The 18,281-nt window shown below is 75.3% G+C and carries 12 protein-coding genes and 1 pseudogene; 9 read left to right on the top strand and 4 right to left on the bottom strand.

Annotated elements, in window-relative coordinates:
* The first annotated feature begins 131 nt into the window (after nucleotides 1-131).
* Entirely contained in the window at nucleotides 132-2,312 is a 2,181-nt protein-coding gene (locus tag OG946_RS10145; RefSeq protein ID WP_326795806.1) for a WD40 repeat domain-containing serine/threonine protein kinase, read from the top strand.
* Nucleotides 2,313-2,327: 15 nt separating this feature from the next.
* Here OG946_RS10145 and OG946_RS10140 read toward each other — a convergent pair whose 3' ends face one another.
* Nucleotides 2,328-3,491 (bottom strand): alkaline phosphatase PhoX, encoded by a 1,164-nt coding sequence (locus OG946_RS10140; RefSeq protein WP_326795805.1) that lies wholly within the window; start codon nucleotides 3,489-3,491, stop codon nucleotides 2,328-2,330.
* Between the two features lie 123 nt (nucleotides 3,492-3,614).
* The gene (locus OG946_RS10135; RefSeq protein ID WP_326795804.1) at nucleotides 3,615-4,586 is read right to left on the bottom strand and encodes a sirohydrochlorin chelatase; all 972 of its coding nucleotides are present in this window, start codon (nucleotides 4,584-4,586) and stop codon (nucleotides 3,615-3,617) included.
* Nucleotides 4,587-4,746: 160 nt separating this feature from the next.
* Here OG946_RS10135 and OG946_RS10130 point away from each other — a divergent pair, with 160 nt between their 5' ends.
* Nucleotides 4,747-6,852 carry a molybdopterin oxidoreductase family protein gene (locus OG946_RS10130; protein ID WP_326795803.1) on the top strand — a complete coding sequence of 702 codons (2,106 nt, stop codon included), beginning with the start codon at nucleotides 4,747-4,749 and terminating at the stop codon, nucleotides 6,850-6,852.
* Nucleotides 6,853-6,877: 25 nt separating this feature from the next.
* Here OG946_RS10130 and cutA read toward each other — a convergent pair whose 3' ends face one another.
* Nucleotides 6,878-7,198, bottom strand: coding sequence for a divalent-cation tolerance protein CutA (gene cutA, locus OG946_RS10125; RefSeq protein WP_326795802.1), 321 nt, complete (start codon nucleotides 7,196-7,198; stop codon nucleotides 6,878-6,880).
* 181 nt (nucleotides 7,199-7,379) lie between these two features.
* On the opposite strand from cutA, the pseudogene OG946_RS10120 reads away from it, so the two are divergent.
* A pseudogene (locus OG946_RS10120) lies at nucleotides 7,380-8,649 on the top strand (RNA-guided endonuclease InsQ/TnpB family protein).
* On the opposite strand, the gene OG946_RS10115 reads toward OG946_RS10120, so the two are convergent.
* Entirely contained in the window at nucleotides 8,637-9,416 is a 780-nt protein-coding gene (locus tag OG946_RS10115; RefSeq protein WP_326795801.1) for a sulfite exporter TauE/SafE family protein, read from the bottom strand. The pseudogene OG946_RS10120 and the gene OG946_RS10115 overlap by 13 nt on opposite strands.
* 344 nt (nucleotides 9,417-9,760) lie before the next feature.
* Between OG946_RS10115 and OG946_RS10110 the strand changes: the two genes are divergently transcribed.
* The 6 genes from OG946_RS10110 (at nucleotide 9,761) to OG946_RS10085 (ending at nucleotide 17,997) form a co-directional block, all read left to right on the top strand.
* Nucleotides 9,761-11,164 (top strand): NAD(P)/FAD-dependent oxidoreductase, encoded by a 1,404-nt coding sequence (locus OG946_RS10110; RefSeq protein WP_326795800.1) that lies wholly within the window; start codon nucleotides 9,761-9,763, stop codon nucleotides 11,162-11,164.
* Between the two features lie 2 nt (nucleotides 11,165-11,166).
* Nucleotides 11,167-13,812 carry a nitrite reductase large subunit NirB gene (gene nirB, locus OG946_RS10105; protein WP_326795799.1) on the top strand — a complete coding sequence of 882 codons (2,646 nt, stop codon included), beginning with the start codon at nucleotides 11,167-11,169 and terminating at the stop codon, nucleotides 13,810-13,812.
* Nucleotides 13,809-14,192, top strand: coding sequence for a nitrite reductase small subunit NirD (gene nirD, locus OG946_RS10100; protein ID WP_326795798.1), 384 nt, complete (start codon nucleotides 13,809-13,811; stop codon nucleotides 14,190-14,192). Before nirB ends, nirD begins: the two co-directional genes overlap by 4 nt.
* A gap of 144 nt (nucleotides 14,193-14,336) precedes the next feature.
* Nucleotides 14,337-15,617: a deoxyguanosinetriphosphate triphosphohydrolase gene (locus tag OG946_RS10095; RefSeq protein ID WP_326795797.1), complete on the top strand. Its 1,281-nt coding sequence runs from the start codon at nucleotides 14,337-14,339 to the stop codon at nucleotides 15,615-15,617.
* 520 nt (nucleotides 15,618-16,137) lie between these two features.
* A complete protein-coding gene (locus tag OG946_RS10090) occupies nucleotides 16,138-17,403 on the top strand; it encodes an NAD(P)/FAD-dependent oxidoreductase (RefSeq protein WP_326795796.1) in 1,266 nt (421 codons plus the stop codon).
* 141 nt (nucleotides 17,404-17,544) lie between these two features.
* On the top strand, nucleotides 17,545-17,997 hold the full coding sequence (locus OG946_RS10085; protein ID WP_326795795.1) for a GNAT family N-acetyltransferase: 453 nt from the start codon (nucleotides 17,545-17,547) through the stop codon (nucleotides 17,995-17,997).
* The last annotated feature ends 284 nt before the right edge of the window (nucleotides 17,998-18,281 follow it).

Below are 18,281 nucleotides of genomic sequence, written 5' to 3'. Positions count from 1 at the left end.
GGCGACCGGCCGCTCACCGCGCGGACCGCGGGTGGCCGGGGGTTCGTTACGCTGTCGCTCGCTCTACGGGGCCGCGGTGGCGGTTCGGGTCAGGCGAGGTGGTCGGCAGACCGCCGGGGGTGAGGGGGATCATGTCCCGACCGGACGAGTCGGCCGTGCCGCACGGCCGTACGGGGGACGCCGGGTGGTCCACGGTCGCGCCGCCGCACCTGCCCCTGGGGGCAGCCGACCCCGCCGCGGCCGGTCCGTACCGGCTGGAGGCGGTGCTCGGCGCGGGCGGCATGGGCTGCGTCTATCTGGGGCGTACGCCGGCGGGCAGCGCGGTGGCGGTGAAGCTCGTGCACCGCGAGTACGCGGGCGACGCGGCGTTCCGTCAACGCTTCGCCCAGGAAGTCGCCGCCGCCCGGCGCGTGCAGGGCCTCTACACCGTGCCCGTCGTCGACGCCGACCTCCATGCCGACGAGCCCTGGCTCGCCACCGCGTACGTGCCCGGGCCCTCCCTCCAGCACGCGGTCGCCGAGAGCGGGCCGCTGCCCGCCGACGCGGCGCTGGCGCTCATAGCCAGGGTCGCCGAGGCGCTGCAGTCCATCCACGCCGCCGACGTCGTCCACCGCGACCTCAAGCCCTCCAACATCCTGCTGACCGCCGACGGGCCCAAGGTCATCGACTTCGGCATCGCCCGCGCCGCGGACCTCACCGCCGTGACCGCTACCGGCGTACGCACCGGCACGCCCGCCTACATGGCGCCGGAGTACATCCGGGGCCAGACCGTCACCGAGGCCGGCGACATCTTCGCCCTCGGCGGCGTCGCCCACTTCGCCGCGACCGGAGAGCACGCCTTCGGCGGCGGTACGGACCACGGCGTGGTCTACCGGATCCTGGAGCAGGAGCCCGACCTCGACGGCAGCCCCGAGCCGGTACGGGCCGTCGCCGCGGCCTGTCTGGCGAAGGACCCGGAACGGCGGCCGACGCCCGCCGAGGTCATCGAGATGTGCCGCCGGGCAGCGGGGGACGGGAGCGGAGGCGGAGGCGGAGACGGGGCCGGGCATCCGGCGACCGTCGTCGACGTGCCGCCGCCCCGTACGGCGCCGGACGCCGCGGCGTCCGCGGCCCCCGACCCGGGCACCCCCGACCCGTACGCCCTGACCCGGACCGCCGCCCCGGCCGCGCCGTCCCCTCCCGGCGAGCCCGACCCCGAGGCCCGGACCGGCACCCTCGGGCCCGTGGTCCTGCTGCTCGGCGGGGTCGCGGCCGTCGTGCTCGTCATCGTCCTGGTCGCCGTCCTCCTCCCCTCGTCCGGCTCCGGCGAGCGGCAGCAGCCGAGTTCGCCGTACAAGACGTACGAGCCCACCGGCAGCCTCGCCTTCCCCGCCCGCGCCCCGGGCCCCGCCGGCATCGACTTCAGCCCTGACGGCAAGACGCTGGTCACCGGCGGCGAGGACGGCAAGATCCGGTTCTGGGACGTCGCCGGCCGCAAGCAGCGCGCCGCCTCCACCCAGAAAGACAGCGTCGGCAACGAGTTCGGGATCGCCGACGTCGCCTTCAGCCCGGACGGCAAGCTGCTCGCCACCGGCCTCGACAACGGCGGGACGGGCGTGTGGGACGTGGCCGGGCGCCGGCCGGTCTCCTACCTCTCCATGGGGGGCGACAACGTGGCGTTCTCCCCGGACGGCACGTTGCTCGGCCTCGGCAGCAGGACGGGGTCGGTGTTCCTGCGGGACCCCGCCGAGCGCTCGGACGACATCCTCGCGTACTTCGACCACGAGTCGGGCGTCACCGCGGTGGCCTTCAGTCCGGACGGCAGGACACTGGCCTCCGCGAGCGACGACTCCGACAGCAACCTCACCCCGGAGAACTCGGTGCGCCTGTGGGATGTCGCGGGCCGCGACCCGGAACCGTACGGCCAGGACGGTCCCCGCGCCACCCTCGACCACAGGTTCCCCGTGCTGAGCCTGACGTTCAGCCCCGACGGCGAAACCCTCGCCACCGGCGAGGACGACGGCGCGGTGCGGCTGTGGGACGTGACCACCGGCCGGAAGAAGGCGACCCTGCGCGACGCGTACCTCACCACCGTCGCCGACCTGGAGTTCAGCCCCGACGGGAAGACGCTCGCCACCACCTCGGAGAGCGGCGGCGGCGTGCTGCTGTGGAACGTCGCCCGCGGCAAGCCGGGTGCGCGGCTGGCGACCGGCGAGGAGGACGGGAGGGGCAAGGGCCCGGTCGAGGAGGTGACGTTCAGCCCGGACGGGAAACTGATCGCGGGCGCGGACCGCAAGGACCGCGCCGTACGGCTGTGGCGGAACCCCCTGTGACGGGGGCGGGCGGGCTCAGGTGCGGAACGGGCCCGTTATCTCGTACGTGATGCCGCCCGAGGAACTGCCCGTGGTGCCGCGCTGGCTGGAGAAGTACAGCCGGGTGCCGTCCGGGGTGAAGGCCGGGCCGGTGATCTCCGAACCGCCCTGGCCTTCGACGCGCAGGAACGGGGCGACGACGTCGTCGGGGGTGATGAGGCAGATCTCCATGTTGCCGCCGTCCTCGGCGACGTAGAGGTCGCCGGAGCGGCTGCCGGTGACGTTGTCGACGCCGGTGAGCGGGGCGGTGCCCGGTATCAGGGAGTCGTCGTACGCCAGCTCCAGGGTCTGCGCCGCCGCGTCGTACTGCCAGACGCGGCCGTCGCCCTTCGTCGTGAACCAGCAGGTGCCGCTGTCGCTCGCGTAGTGGCAGCCCTCGCCGCCGTCGAACCGCTTCGCGCCCGCCACCTGGTTCCGCGTCGCCGCCGACGCGCCGCTCGGGTCCGGCACCTGCGCCCACGTCACCGGGCCCGAGGTGCCCGAGCCCATCCGCAGCACCTCCAGGGTGCCGGAGGAGAGCGAGCCCCAGGTGGTGGGCCGGAAGCGGTAGAAGCAGCCGTCCGAGACGTCCTCGGTCAGGTAGACGACCCGCCGCTCCGGGTCCGCGGCCGCCGCCTCGTGCTTGAAGCGGCCCATCGCGTCGCGCCGCACCGCGGCCTTCGCGCCCCAGGGGTCGGTCTCGTAGACGTAGCCGCGGTCGACCTCCTCGCAGGACAGCCAGGTGTCCCACGGCGTCTTGCCGCCCGCGCAGTTCTGCCGGGTCCCGGAGACGATGCGGTACGCGCCCGCCACCTCGCCGGCGGCGGTGAAGCGGATCGAGCCGGCGCCGCCGGAGGGGGTGACCTCGGAGTTGGAGACGTAGATCCAGCCGTCGCCGTCCGCGAAGCAGGCGCCGCCGTCGGGCGCGGGGTGCCAGGTGTACGACGTACCGGGCACCTGCTGCCCGGAGCGGGCCACGACCCGGCTGGTGAAGCCCTGCGGCAGCCGGATCCCGTTGCCGTCGGCCTGGCCCGGCGATCCGTACGGGCCGGCCCCCGGCTGCGCCGGATCCGCGGCGGCGGACCCCCGCCACAGACTGCCGCCGAACGCCGCGGCAGAACCGCTGACGACCGCTCCGCGCAGGAAAGAACGGCGCTCCACGACCATCCACTCCTTGAGGTGGGGGAGCCCGGGGACAGCCGCCCGCGGGCCGCCTTCGCACCATAGAACTGCGAGGTTGACGGAGCGGCAACGGTCCGGTTACGCAGAGCTGACCGCTGGCCGTCAGGCGGCGGCGCGGGCGGTGGTGGCGGTGGGGGTATCGGCGGTGGTGTCGGCTCGCTTGCCGGGGCGGGAGAGTTCTTCGTCGTAGCGGTGGAGTACGAGCCGCGCGAGCGCCGGATGTGCGCCGAGCGGCGCCGCGACGGTCATGCCGAGGGCGCGGGCGTCGGCGGCGGTGCGGGCGGCGAAGAGGCCGGGTGCGGTGAAGCAGCAGGCCACGCCGATACGGCGGCAGCCCCGGGCGGCGAGGGTACGGGCCGCCTCCGCGACGGTCGGCGCGGCGGCGGAGGCGTACGCGGGCAGCACGGGCACCCCGAGCCGGTCGGCGAGCAGCGCGGCGGTGGCGGCGGAGTCGGCCGCCGCCGGGGCGGCCCGCGACCCGGCGGCGGCGAGCACCACCCCGTCACCGCGCCACCCGGCCTCCGCCAGCCGGCCGGCGAGCGCGGCGGCGAGGAGGGGGTGCGGACCGAGGGGGGCGGCGATGCGGGCGGCGAGGGCGGGGGCCGCGCCGGGGCGGCCGCCGGCGGTGGGGGCTTGAGGAGAGGTGGGGCCGGCGTGGACGAGGGCGCCGGTGGCGCGGGGGGCGGACCCGTGGGCGGCGGGGTGGCCAGGGTCTTCCGCGTGCTTCCTGCGGTCGTGTTCCGCCGCCGCCCGCAGCGTCTCCGGGATGTCCCTCGTCACGTGGTGGCCCCGGGCGAAGAGCAGGGGGACCAGGACCGCGTCGCCCGTCAGCGTGCTCAACGTGTCCCGCAGCAGCGGTGCGTTCAGTTCCACGTGCCCCAGCCGCACCCGCAGTCCCGGGCGCTGCGCCCGTACCGCCGCCAGCAGCGCCCGTACCGTACGCGCCGCCGCCGGGTCCCGGCTCCCGTGCGCCACCGCCACCAGCGTCGGGCGTCCCCGTCCCCTGCCCGCCGCCGCAAGACCCGTGCTCAGCTCGGCGGTGATCCTGCTCATCAGCTCTGCCGCGGTCGTCATACCCGCGAGCCTTGCCCATCGCCGTTGCGGCCCCGTTTCCGCGCCGCGTCGCCTTGTTGACGGCTGCTCACTCCCGTACGCCCCCGCCGCTGAGGACGGCGAACCCCGCCCGTAATACCCCCGTCCACCGGGGGTGACATCCGTCCCGCACCCTCACCCCATGACCGTCGACACCCACTGCCCCTACTGCTCCCTCCAGTGCGGCATGACGCTCGCACCGGCCGCCGCCGACGGCGGGCTCGACGTGCGGGAGCGCCCGGCGTTCGACGTCAACCGCGGTGCCCTGTGCGGCAAGGGCCGTACCGCGCCCGCCGTCCTCGGCTCCGCCGCCCGGCTGACGCAGCCCCTCGTACGCGACGACCGCGACGACCCCGCCGCACCGCTGCGCCCCGCCTCCTGGACCGAGGCGCTCGACCGCGTCGCCGCCGGGCTCGCGGCGGCCCGGGACGGGCACGGGGCGGACGCCGTGGGGGTCTTCGGCGGCGGCGGGCTGACCAACGAGAAGGCGTACGCGCTCGGCAAGTTCGCCCGCGTCGTCCTCGGCACCTCCCAGATCGACTACAACGGCCGCTTCTGCATGTCGTCCGCCGCCGCCGCGGGCACCCGCGCCTTCGGGCTCGACCGCGGCCTGCCCTTCCCCCTCGCGGACATCCCCCGCACCGGCTGCGTGATCCTCGTCGGCGCCAACCCCGCCGAGACCATGCCGCCCGCCCTGCGCTACTTCACCGAGCTGCGCGCCAACGGCGGCACCCTCGTCGTCGTCGACCCGCGCCGCACCCGCACCGCGGAGCAGGCCGACCTGCACCTCGCCCCCCGCCCCGGCACCGACCTCGCGCTCGCCCTCGGGCTGCTGCACCTCGTGATCGCCGAAGGCCGCACCGACGACGCCTACATCGCGGAACGCACCACCGGCTGGCCCGCCGCCCGCGCCGCCGCCATGGCCCACTGGCCGGAGCTGGTCGAGCGGATCACCGGCGTGCCCGTACCGCAACTGCGCCGCGCCGCCGCGCTGTTCTGCGACCCCGAGGCGGCCATGGTCCTCACCGCCCGCGGCCCCGAGCAGCAGTCCAAGGGCACCGACACGGTCGGCGCGTGGATCGACCTGTGCCTGGCCACCGGCCGCCCCGGGCGCCCCTTCTCCGGCTACGGCTGCCTCACCGGCCAGGGCAACGGGCAGGGCGGCCGCGAACACGGCCAGAAGGCCGACCAGCTCCCCGGCTACCGGCTGCTCACCGACCCCGCCGCCCGCGCCCACGTCGCCGCCGTCTGGGGCGTCGACCCCGGTACGCTCCCGGGCCCCGGGCGCAGCGCGTACGAACTGCTCGACGCCCTCGGCGCCCCCGGGCCCGACGGGGTGCGGGCGCTGCTGCTCATGGGCTCCAACCCGGTGGTCTCCGCGCCGCGCGCCGCGCACGTCGAACGGCGGCTGCGGTCGCTGGACTTCCTGGCGGTCGCGGACGTGGTGCTGTCGGAGACGGCGGCGCTCGCGGACGTCGTGCTGCCCGTGGCGCAGTGGGCGGAGGAGACCGGCACGCTGACGAACCTGGAGGGGCGGGTGCTGCTGCGCCGCCGCGCCGCCGACCCGCCGCCCGGCGTCCGCGGCGACCTCGACGTGCTCCGCGGCCTCGCCGAGCGGCTGGCGCCGGCGCGGGCGGCGGGGTTCCCGGTGGCGGCGGAGGAGGTCTTCGCGGAGCTGCGGCGGGCGTCGGCCGGAGGGAAGGCGGACTACTCGGGGATCACGTACGCGCGGATCGAGGCGGAGGACGGCGTGTTCTGGCCGTGCCCGGAGGGCGGCGAGCCGGTGCCGCGGATGTTCCTCGACCGGTTCGCGACGCCGGACGGGCGGGCGCGGTTCGCGGGGGTGCAGCACCGGCCCGCGGCGGAGGAGACGGATGCGGAGTACCCGGTGTGGCTGACGACGGGCCGGGTACTCGCCCAGTACCAGTCGGGCGCCCAGACGCGCCGGGTGAGCGAGCTGAACGCGGCCTCACCGGGGCCGTACGTGCAGATGCACCCGGAGCTGGCCGCCCGCGTGGGCGCCGACGAGGGCGACCCGGTCGCGGTTCTCTCCCGACGCGGCCGGGCCGTGGCGCCGGCGCGGATCACCACGGCGATCCGGCCGGACACGGTGTTCATGCCGTTCCACTGGCCGGGCGCGGGCCGGGTGAACACGGTGACCAACCCGGCGCTCGACCCGGTGTCGCGGATGCCGGAGTTCAAGGTGTGCGCGGTGCGGGTGGAGCGGGCGGGTCCTGCGGGGGAGTAGCGGTGGGTGCGCCGCGTACGCGGCGTCAGGCCGTCGTCTCGCGCTCCACCCAGGCCAGGTACCCGGCGCTGCCGTGGGTCACCGGGGTGGCGATGATCTCCGGCTCGTCGTAGTCGTGCGCCTCGCGCAGGTGGGCCTCCAGCTCCGCGTAGCGCGCGGCCGTCGTCTTGAGGAGCACCTGCCACTCCCGGGTCTCCTCGACCGCGCCCTGCCAGCGGTAGACCGACGTGACCGCCGCGCTCACCTGCGCGCACGCCGCCAGCCTCGCCTCCACCGCCCCGCGCGCCAGCGCGTCGGCCTTCTCCCGGCCGTCCGTCGTCGTGAGCACTGTCAGGAAGTCCGTCATCAGGTCTCCTTCGTGGATACCCCCGGCTTCAGCCGGGGGAGGAAGCGGAGCCTCCGCGGGCGCGGGGCAGAGAGTCGAGTCGCCGTCAGGGCGATTGGGGCGTGCACCAAAACTGCTGGTGGGGGACACGGCAGGGATTGAGCGGGGTCAATTGTCAGTCCTCCCCGCTAGGTTCTGATGCATGACGACAGAAGAGGCTACGGAAGCGGCCGGGCATGCTCGGTACACCTTCCGTCTTCGCGTGTCGTCTACGGGCCGTACGGCTCTTGAAGCTGAGTGGGGCCGGGTGCGCTGGGTGTGGAACGAGTGCGTCGCGAAGTCCAGGCAGGTGCACCGGCACAATCGGGCGAGGGGTGGGAAGGCGACGTGCGGGCCGGTGCAGCTTGCGGCGATGCTGACCGAGGCCCGCGCCCGCATGCCGTGGTTGCGCGAGGGGGCCTGTGTTCCGCAGCAGCAGGTGGTACGCGACTTCGGAAAGTCCCGCGCCAAGGCGCTGAGGGACATCAAGGCCGGGTTGCCGATGCGGCAGCGGGCCGGGATGCCGAAGTGCAAGAAGAAGCGCGAGGCGCTGCCCACTCTCGAGTACACCCGGCGCGGGTTCCGCCTCAAGGACGGCCGTCTGCACTTGGCCGGCGGGATCGTGGTACGCCCGGTGTGGTCGCGGCAACTGCCCAAGCCGCCCAGCTCGGTGCGGGTGTACCGGGATGCGGTGGGGCACTGGTGGGCGAGCTTCGTCGTCCCCGCCGTGAACGAGCAGTTTCCCGTCACCGGGCGTGTGATCGGTATCGACTGGGGTGTCAGCCAGACCGCCACCACCACGTCCGACGACCACGACCTTCCCCACCCGCAGCACGGAAAGACGGCTGCGCAGAAGCTGGCGAAGTACCAGCGGATGATGGCCCGCAGAAAGCCGAAGCGCGGGCAGGCCGCATCGAACGGCTACCGCGAAGCGAAGCGGCATGCCGCCAAGCTCCACAAGAAGGTCGCCCGGCAACGCCAGGACACCGCCCGCAAGTGGGCCAAGAAGGTCGTCCGTGACCATGACGCCCTGGCGGTTGAGGACTTCCGCCCGAGGTTCCTCGCGAAGTCGACCATGGCCCGTAGGGCCGCTGACGCGGCGATCGGCGCCACCAAGGCCGCGCTGGTCGAGATGGGCCGCAAACACGGCCGGATCGTGCACCTGGTGCACCCGGCGCACACCACCATGGATTGCGCAGACTGCGGAGCGAGAACCAAGCACGCGCTGCCTCTCTCGGAACGAACGTATAAGTGCACCGCGTGCGGAGTGTCCCGGCCCCGGGACAAGAACTCCGCCCGCGTGATGCTCGTCCGGGCCGGTCTTCAACCCGGCTGGCGCTGACCGTGTAAGACCTGCACCCCCGCCGGTGGGCAGGCAACGTGAGCCAGGAATCCCCCTCTCTTTACGAGGGGGGAGGAGTCAAGCCAACTGATCGTAGGCGAGTTTGGCGACCAGACCGACGACCGTGACGACCAGGACACCGCGGACGAAGCCGCTGCCCTTCTTCAGCGCCATGTGCGCGCCGAGCCAGCCGCCGCCCAGGTTGAAGACCGCGAGCAGCGCGGCCAGCGACCACAGGACCGTGCCCTGGACCGAGAACATCACCAGCGCGCCGAAGTTGGTGCAGACGTTGACGATCTTGGCGGTGGCGGACGCCTGGACGAGGTTCATCTGCAGCACCGCGGTCAGCGCGAGCACCAGGAACGTGCCCGTACCCGGGCCTATCAGCCCGTCGTAGAAGCCGATGCCCAGCCCCGCGAGCGCCACCGCGGCGGCGATCCGGCGCGGCGTCACCGGGCCGGTCGCGGGGGCGTCCGTGCCGAACGACGGGCGCAGCGCGACGAACGCGAGCACCGCGAGCAGCACCACCATGATCACCGGTCGCAGCACGTCGCTGCTGACGCCGGCCGCGAAGAACGCCCCGAGCGCGGAGCCGGCGAGCGCCGCCGCCCCGATGCGCACGGCGAGCCGCACGTCGACGGGGGACTTGCGGGCGTACGTCACCGCCGCGGCGGAGGTGCCGACGATGGCCACGGCCTTGTTCGTGCCGAGCAGATACGCGGGCTGCAGATGCGGATACCCCAGCAGCAGCGCGGGCAGCAACAGCAGCCCGCCGCCGCCGACCACGGCGTCGATCCAGCCGGCCGCCGCGGCGGCGGCACACAGCATGACCAGGGTCAACAGGGGTATGTCGGGCATGGTCGGGCGAGCGTAACCCGGGGTGGGGAGCCGTCCGGGAGGCGGGGTGGAACCGGGGTCCGGGGCCGGCTTCGTTGCAGGGGACGGGGAGGGGAGTTCCGCGTGGGGATGCTGTGCGTGTGGGGGAGGGGGGACCGGGCGATACGGGCCGCGGTGGCCGTACGGGAGCGGCTGCCGGGGTGCGGGTGCGCGGCGGCCGCCGCGGCGCGGCAGGCGGCGGGTCCGGGCTCGGGACCGGGGGAGCCCGGCGCTCACAGTGCCGTCCGGTGGGTGCTGAGGGCAGCGTTGCGCGGTGGAAACCGGGGGGATGCGGCGGGGTAACGGCCTCGCCGCAGGCTGAGCGCATGAGCCAGCCCGAGCCCGCAGCCGACCGCCCCGCCGAGGGGCGCCGCGTCGTGATCGCCGGCGGCGGCATGGCCGGTACGCGGCTCGCGCGGCAGCTCGCCGGTGCCGGGGTGCGGGTGACGGTCGTCGGGGAGGAGCCGCACGCCCCGTACAACAGGGTGCTGCTCGCCGACGTCCTCGCCGGCAGCTACGCGCCGGACGTCATCCGCCTCCCCGACTCGGGCCCGGCGGTGCGCACGTTGCGCGGGGTGCGGGCGGTGCGCGTCGATCGCGCGGCGCGCCGGGTGTGGTGCGACGACGGGCGGGAGGTGCCGTACGACGTGCTGGTGCTGGCCACGGGCGCCTGGCCGGTGCTGCCGCCGCTGCGCGGGCTGTTCGACGACGACGGCGACGCCGGCGGTGCCGGTGTCGCGTTGCCGGCGGGGGTGCACGCCTTCCGGACGATGGACGACTGCCTCGCGCTCGCCGCGGCGACGACCCCGGGCGCGGCGGCGGTCGTGGTCGGCGGGGGGCTGCTCGGCGTCTCGGCGGCCCGGGCGCTGGCCCGCCGCGGCGCGCGGGTGGTGCTGGCGCAGCAGGGGGAGCGGCTGATGGAGCGCCAACTCGACCCGGCGGCGGCCGGGCTGCTGCGGACGCACCTGGAGGAGCTGGGGGTGGAGGTCCATACGGAGTGCCGGGTACGGGGCGTGCGGACGCGCGCTGCCGCGCCGGGGCGCCCGAGCCGTACGGCGCGGCCCCCGGCCCGCAGGCCCGACGGCGACGGCTCCGCCGCACCCCTGACCGGTTCTGCCTCCACCCCGCGCCCGGCCCCCGCCACCCGCGTCGTCACCGGTGTCGAACTCGCCGACGGCTACGTCCTCGACGCCCGCCTCGTCGTCCTCGCCTGCGGTGTCCGGCCCCGCGTCGGGCTCGCCAGGGCCGCCGGGCTCGACGTGGGCGCGGGCGTCATCGTGGACGACGAACTCCGTACCTCCGATCCCGCCGTGCACGCCATCGGCGACTGTGCCGAGCACGCCGGGATCCTCTACTGCCTCGCCACCCCCGCCCTCGAACAGGCCGACGTCCTCGCCCGCGTCCTCACCGGCACCGGCACCCCACCACACCGCTACGCCGGCACCCGCGCCCTCACCCGCCTCACCCTCTCCGCCGCCGACACCCCCCTCGACCTCGCCTCCTTCGGCGAAACCGAACCCGCCCCCGGCGACGACGTCGTGCACCTCGCCGATGCCACCCGCCGCGTCTACCGCAAGGTCGTCGTCCGCGCCGACCGGCTCGTCGGCGGCATCCTCCTCGGCGACCTCGGCGCGGTCGGCACCCTCGCCCGCGCCTGGGAGGGCGACGAGCCGCTGCCCGCCGGTGCCCCACTGCACCACCTGCTCACCGATCACCTCGGAGGCTCCTGACGATGTCGACGACCACCCGCACGCCGCCGGCCCCGCAGCCGCCGCAGGCACCCCGCACGCTCGTGCTCGTCGGACACGGCATGGTCGGGCAGCGCTTCCTCGAAGCCCTTGCCGAGCACGGCGTCACCGACACCCACCGCGTCGTCGTCTTCTGCGAGGAGCCCCGGCCCGCCTACGACCGCATGCACCTCACCTCCTACTTCTCCGGCACCACCCCCGAAGGGCTCTCCGTCACCCCCGACGGGTTCCTGGCGGAGCACGGCATCGAACTCCACGTCGGCGACCCCGCCGTCGCCGTCGACCGCGCCGCGCGCACCGTCACCTCCGCCGCGGGCCGCACCGTCCCGTACGACGTGCTGGTGCTGGCCACCGGCTCCTTCCCGTTCGTCCCGCCCGTCCCCGGCAAGGACGCCCGCGGGTGCTTCGTCTACCGCACGGTCGAGGACGTCCTCGCCATCGAGGCGTACGCGCAGGGGGCGACCGCCGGCGTCGTCGTCGGCGGCGGACTGCTCGGGCTCGAAGCGGCGGGCGCGCTGCGCGGGCTGGGGCTGGCGACGCACATCGTGGAGTTCGCGCCGCGGCTCATGCCCGTCCAGGTCGACGAGGGCGGCGGCGCCGCGCTCCGCCGCACCATCGGCGACCTGGGGCTCGACGTGCACACCGGGGTCGCGGGGAAGGAGATCCGCACCGACGCCGCGGGCGCGGTGACCGCGATGGAGCTGTCGGACGGCTCGGCCGTCGCCGCGGACCTCGTCGTCTTCTCCGCGGGGGTACGCCCCCGGGACGGACTCGCCCGCGAGGCGGGCCTGGAGGTGGGCGAGCGCGGCGGCGTCGCCGTGGACGAGCGGTGCCGGACCTCCGACCCGGCGGTCTTCGCCATCGGCGAGTGCGCGCAGGCCGCGGACGGCCGGGTGTACGGGCTGGTCGCGCCCGGGTACGAGATGGCGGAGACCGCCGCCGCCGCGATCGCCGCCCAACAGGCCCCCGCCGCCGCCCCCAGGACCTTCACCGGCGCCGACACCTCCACCAAGCTCAAGCTCCTCGGCGTCGGCGTCGCCTCCTTCGGCGACGCCCTCGGCACCGCAGACGACTGCCTCGACGTCGTCTACTCCGACTCCCGCGCCGGCCTCTACAAGAAGCTCGTCGTCGCCCGCGACGGCACCCTCCTCGGCGGCGTCCTCGTCGGCGACACCGACGCGTACGGCATGCTCCGCCCGCTCACCGGCAGCGTGCCGCCCGTGCCGCCCGAGCAGTTGGTGCTGCCCCCGGGCGCCGGCGCCCCCGCCGCCCTCGGGCCCGCCGCGCTCCCCGACGACGCCGTGGTCTGCAACTGCCACAACGTCACCAAGGCCGCCATCCGCGGCGCCGTCGCAGACCACGACTGCACCACCGTGCGCGAGGTGGAGAAGTGCACCCGCGCAGGATCCGGCTGCGGCTCCTGCGAGAAGGTCCTCACCGCGCTGGTCAACGACGAGCTGGCGGCCCGCGGGGTCGCCGTCGACAAGGGCCTGTGCCGCTGCTTCGCCCACACCAGGACCGAGCTGTACGAGATCGTCCGCGTCAAGCGCATCAGCTCGTACGTCCGCCTCCTCGACGAGCACGGCCGCGAGGAGGCGCGCAGCGGCGACGGCTGCGAGGTGTGCAAGCCGGCCGTCGCGTCGATCTTCGCCTCGCTCGCGCCCGAGATCGGCGCCGCAGGCTACGTACTCGACGGCGAACAGGGCGCCTTGCAGGACACCAACGACCACTTCCTCGCCAACCTCCAGCGCAACGGCTCGTACTCCGTCGTCCCGCGCGTGCCCGGCGGCGAGATCACCCCCGACAAGCTCATCGTGCTCGGCGAGGTGGCGCGCGACTTCGGGCTCTACACGAAGATCACCGGCGGCCAGCGCATCGACCTCTTCGGCGCCCGCGTCGACCAGCTCCCCGCCATCTGGGCCCGGCTGGTCGACGCCGGGTTCGAGTCCGGGCACGCCTACGGCAAGGCGCTGCGCACGGTCAAGTCCTGCGTGGGGTCGACCTGGTGCCGCTACGGCGTGCAGGACAGCGTCCGCATGGCCATCGACCTGGAGCTGCGCTACCGCGGGCTGCGCTCGCCGCACAAGCTGAAGGCCGCCGTCTCCGGCTGCTCGCGGGAGTGCGCGGAGGCGCAGGGCAAGGACTTCGGCGTGATCGCGACCGCGAGCGGCTGGAACCTGTACGTCTGCGGCAACGGCGGCGCCACCCCCCGGCACGCCGACCTGCTCGCCCAGGACCTCGCCGACGACGAGCTGATCCGGCTCATCGACCGGTTCCTGATGTTCTACATCCGCACCGCCGACCGGCTGGAGCGCACCTCGGTCTGGCTGGAGCGGCTGGAGGGCGGCCTCGGCCACCTGCGGGACGTCGTCGTCGAGGACTCGCTCGGCATCGGGGCCGAGCTGGAGGAGCAGATGGCCGCGCACGTCGCGCACTACCGCGACGAGTGGGCCGCCACCCTGGCCGATCCCGAGCGGCTGGCGCGCTTCGTCTCGTTCGTCAACGCGCCGGGCGTGCCGGACCCCTCCGTGCGGTTCGTCCCCGAGCGCGACCAGGTCAAGCCCGACCTCACCCTGCTGTCAGGCCCCGCCATCCCGGTGCGCGGGACGCTGGAAGGAGCCTCCGCATGACCACGACGGCGTACGCGCCCGCCCGGACCGTACTGCGCGTCGAGATCCGCACCGCGGCCGGCTGGCACCCGGTGTGCGACCTCGCCCTGCTCACCCGCGGCCGCGGCGTCGCGGCGCTGCTGCCGGACGGCACGCAGGTCGCGATCTTCCTCGGCCGCACCGGCGACGCCTACGCGATCGGCAACCGCGACCCGTTCACCGGCGCGTACGTGCTGTCGCGGGGGCTGCTCGGCTCCGCACCCCCGGCCGAGGGGGGCCGGCCGTTCGTGGCGTCGCCGCTGCTGAAGCAGCGCTTCGACCTGGCGACGGGGCGGTGCCTGGACGACGAGGAGGTGGCGGTGCCGGCGTACGAGACGCGGATCGCGGAGGTGGCGGCGTAGCGAAGGTACCCCGCGGGGGTGCGGTTTCCGGTACGCGCCGGGGAGCAGGACTGGTGCGCACCGGAGACGCTCATCCCGTACGAACCGGGCGTCCGGCCCGTACCGCCCGAACCCCCGCGCACCGCCCCGGCTACCGTTCCGTGCATGGGGTACACCGACGCCGACCTCGAACGCTGGGCCCCCGAGCCCGACAAGCGCCCCGGCCGCACCGCCTTCCAGCGCGACCGCGCCCGCGTGCTGCACTCCGCCGCGCTGCGCCGGCTCGCGGGCAAGACCCAGGTCGTCACGCCGGGCGTGAGCGACGACGGCGTGGGCGGCCAACCCCTGACCTTCGCCGACGCCACGCCCCGCACCCGGCTCACGCACTCGCTGGAGTGCGCCCAGGTCGGCCGCGAGCTGGGCGCCGCGCTCGGCTGCCACCCCGACCTCGTCGAGACCGCGTGCCTGGCGCACGACCTCGGGCACCCGCCGTTCGGGCACAACGGCGAGCAGGTGCTCGACGGGCTGGCCGCGCCCTGCGGCGGCTTCGAGGGCAACGCGCAGTCGCTGCGGCTGCTCACCCGGCTGGAGCCCAAGCGGTTCACCGACGACGGCAGGTCCGTCGGGCTGAACCTCACCCGGGCGGCCCTGGACGCCGCCACCAAATACCCCTGGCAGCGCGGCGGCCATCCGGCGGGCCCGGACGCGGTGAAGTTCGGCGTGTACCCCGACGACGTGCCGGTCTTCGACTGGCTGCGGGCGGGCGCGCCCGGCGGACCCGCGGGCCGCACCTGCTTCGAGGCGCAGGTCATGGACTGGTCGGACGACGTGGCGTACTCCGTGCACGACGTCGAGGACGGCCTGCACGCCGGCCACTTCGACCCCGCGGTGCTGCTCGCCGGTCCTGAGCGGGCCGAGGTCTTCGCCGTCGCCGCCGGGCGGTACGCCCCGGGCACGGACGCCGCGGAACTCGCCGAGGCGCTCGACCGGCTGCTGGCCCAGGAATGGTGGCCGCACGGCTACGACGGCACGGCCGCCGCGCAGGCCCGCCTCAAGGACGCCACCAGCCAGCTCATCGGCCGGTTCTGCCTCGCCGCCGAGGGCGCCACGCGCGCCGCGTACGGCACGGGGCCGCTGTCGCGCTACGCCGCCGAGCTGATCGTGCCGCGGGCGGAGCGGCTGGAGTGCGCGGTGCTCAAGGCGGTCGCGGACCGGTTCGTGATGCAGCGCCCCGACCAGGCGCGGCTGCGGGCGGACCAGCGGGTGGTGCTGGGGGAGCTGGCCGAGGCGCTGACGGCGGGGGCGCCGGCGGGCCTGGACCCGCAGTTCCGGGCGCTGTACGAGGAGGCGGCGGACGACGCGGGGCGGCTGCGGGCGGTGGTGGACCAGATCGCGGCGCTGACGGACGCGGCGGCGCGGCGGCTGCACGCCCGGCTGACGGGGTAGGGCGGGGCAGGCGTACAGGCGACGGCGGCCGCAGGTCGCAGGGGAACGGCGGCGCACGCGGTACGGAACGGCCGCGCGTGTCCCGCGCGGGCGCGGCGGCGCACGTCGTACGACCGGCGGCGGGCACCGGCGCCCCCGTACACAGCGGCAGCCCGCCTCCCGCGCCACGACCGCCGCCGGGGTGAACGGCGAGTTCCGGCCACCGGCGCGTCGTCGGGCACGGGGGCGGGCGGGGAGCCGGGAGCGCCCCCGGTCGGTTACCGGACTCCCGCCCCGCCCCCGTACCCGCCCAGCACCGCCCCCACCAGCCCGTTCTCCCACCACCCGCCCCTGCACCGCCGCCGTTCGCGGGCCGCCGCGCGTCCCGCCCGTCCTGTCCGCCGCCCCGCCCGTCCGCCCAGCCCTGGCGCGCCTCCCCCTTCCGCCGTCACGCCTCGGTGCGGGAGGCTCGCGGTGTCGGCAGCGCAGCCGAGGACACGGCAAAATGGATGGTCGGGGCCAGGGAGCTAGGAGGCGTGAAGTGGTCGACGCACATCAGACGTTCGTCATCGTCGGTGGAGGACTGGCCGGTGCGAAAGCAGCAGAGACGCTGCGATCGGAAGGGTTCACCGGCCGGGTCATCCTCATCGGCGACGAGCGCGACCACCCGTACGAGCGACCGCCGCTGTCCAAGGGCTACCTCCTCGGCAAGGAAGAGCGCGACAGCGTCTTCGCGCAGCCGTCCGGCTGGTACGCGGAGGCGGAGGTCGAGCTGCACCTCGGGCAGACCGTCACCGCGCTGGACCGCGCCGCGAAGACCGTGACCCTCGGCGACGGCACCCGGGTGCACTACGACAAGCTCCTCCTGGCCACCGGCGCCGAGCCGCGCCGCCTCGACATCCCCGGCACCGACCTCGCCGGCGTCCACCACCTGCGCCGCCTCGCCCACGCCGAGCTGCTGCGCGGCGTCCTCGCCGCCCTCGGCCGGGACAACGGCCAGCTCGTCATCGCGGGCGCCGGCTGGATCGGCCTGGAGGTCGCCGCGGCGGCGCGCACGTACGGAGCGGAGGTCACGGTCGTCGAGCCGGGGCCCACGCCGCTGCACGGGGTGTTCGGCCCGGAGATCGGCCAGGTCTTCGCCGACCTGCACAGCGAGCACGGCGTGAAGTTCCACTTCGGCGCCCGGCTCACCGCGATCACGGGCAAGGACGGCATGGTGCTGGCCGCGCTCACCGACGACGGCGAGGAGCACCCGGCGCACGACGTGCTGGCCGCCATCGGCGCCGCCCCGCGCACCGCGCTCGCCGAGGCGGCCGGGCTCGACGTGGTGCCGCCCGCGGAGGGCGGCGGCATCGCCACCGACGCCTCGCTGCGCACCTCCGACCCGGACGTCTACGCCACCGGGGACGTCGCCGCGTTCGAGTACCCCGCCGCAGACGGCGGCCGGCTGCGGGTGGAGCACTGGGCGAACGCGCTCAACGGCGGCCCGGCCGCGGCCCGCGCCATGCTCGGGCAGGACGTGACGTACGACCGGCTGCCGTACTTCTTCTCCGACCAGTACGACATGGGCCTGGAGTACTCGGGGCACGCGCCGCCCGGCTCGTACGACCAGGTGGTGTGCCGCGGGGACGTGGGGCGGCGGGAGTTCGTCGCCTTCTGGCTCAAGGAGGGCCGGGTGCTCGCGGGCATGAACATGAACGTGTGGGACGTCACCGAGGACATCCAGAAGCTGATCCGCTCCGGCGCGAAGGTCGACGCGGAGCGCCTGGGTGACCCGGCGGTGCCGCTGGCGGACCTCATCGCGTAGGGAGCAGGACCGGGCCGCGGCGTACCCGCCGGCCGTCCACGTGACGGTCGCGGGCCCGCCGCGTGCGACGGGGAAGGCGCCGCTTACGGGCAACGCCCCCCGCCCGGCGGGAGTCCCGCGGGCCCGGCCTATCCTCGGCGCATGACCATCCGCACCGCCCGGGTCGACGTCGCCGAGATCTTCGCACTGCGCCACTCCGTGCTGCTGCCCGGACGCCCGCCCGCCGAGGCGGAGTTCGCGGAGGACAGCGCGCCGGGCGGCTTCCACCTCGCCGCGTACGACGAACGGGGCGCGCTCGCGGCCTGCGTCTCCTTCTGCCCCGGACTCCTCCCCGGCGACGGCACCCCCGCCTACCGCTTCCGCGGCATGGCCAGCGCCCCCGCCGCCCGCGGGCGGGGCTACGGTGCCGCCGTCCTCGCCGCGGGCCTCACCGAGTCGGCGGCCCGCGACGCTCACCTGGTCTGGTGCAACGCCCGTACCTCGGCGGCCGGTTTCTACCTGAAGCACGGCTTCGAGGTGCGCGGCGCCGAGTTCGTCATCGAGGGCGTCGGCCCGCACGTCGTGATGACCAGGAAGCTCACCCCGGGCGACTGACCGGGCGGGCGCACTACTACCGGCGGGTACTCCCGCGGGAGTAGCGGCCCGTCCGGGTCGCCCGGGGCAGTAGCGCCGGTCTCGGTCGCGGGAGCGAGGACACCCGCCCGGGCTGCCGGGACGCTGGATACGTACCAGCACGGGAACACCAGTCGTCCCGAACGGGTGGGGGAGGTGTCCGGGTAGCGGCGGCGCGTCCGCCTCCTGTGCGGGCCCGCTCCCCCCGGCCGGGTCCGCGACGGGCGGCGGCCTGCGGCCGGCGCGGTGCTCAACCCACCAGCCTG

The organism is Streptomyces sp. NBC_01808, from assembly GCF_035917395.1.
In the GTDB taxonomy this organism is placed as follows: domain Bacteria; phylum Actinomycetota; class Actinomycetes; order Streptomycetales; family Streptomycetaceae; genus Streptomyces.
Note: the sequence above shows the minus strand (reverse complement) of the source record. Positions and strands in the feature narration are given on the sequence as shown.

What these genes read in the sequence shown, in the direction of transcription:
- cutA (WP_326795802.1), bottom strand. Translation starts at nt 7,198, where the DNA reads ATGACGGACTTCCTGACAGTGCTCACGACGACGGACGGCCGGGAGAAG.
- OG946_RS10130 (WP_326795803.1), top strand. Translation starts at nt 4,747, where the DNA reads ATGACCGTCGACACCCACTGCCCCTACTGCTCCCTCCAGTGCGGCATG.
- OG946_RS10145 (WP_326795806.1), top strand. Translation starts at nt 132, where the DNA reads ATGTCCCGACCGGACGAGTCGGCCGTGCCGCACGGCCGTACGGGGGAC.
- nirB (WP_326795799.1), top strand. Translation starts at nt 11,167, where the DNA reads ATGTCGACGACCACCCGCACGCCGCCGGCCCCGCAGCCGCCGCAGGCA.
- nirD (WP_326795798.1), top strand. Translation starts at nt 13,809, where the DNA reads ATGACCACGACGGCGTACGCGCCCGCCCGGACCGTACTGCGCGTCGAG.
- OG946_RS10095 (WP_326795797.1), top strand. Translation starts at nt 14,337, where the DNA reads ATGGGGTACACCGACGCCGACCTCGAACGCTGGGCCCCCGAGCCCGAC.
- OG946_RS10135 (WP_326795804.1), bottom strand. Translation starts at nt 4,586, where the DNA reads ATGACGACCGCGGCAGAGCTGATGAGCAGGATCACCGCCGAGCTGAGC.
- OG946_RS10110 (WP_326795800.1), top strand. Translation starts at nt 9,761, where the DNA reads ATGAGCCAGCCCGAGCCCGCAGCCGACCGCCCCGCCGAGGGGCGCCGC.
- OG946_RS10085 (WP_326795795.1), top strand. Translation starts at nt 17,545, where the DNA reads ATGACCATCCGCACCGCCCGGGTCGACGTCGCCGAGATCTTCGCACTG.
- OG946_RS10115 (WP_326795801.1), bottom strand. Translation starts at nt 9,416, where the DNA reads ATGCCCGACATACCCCTGTTGACCCTGGTCATGCTGTGTGCCGCCGCC.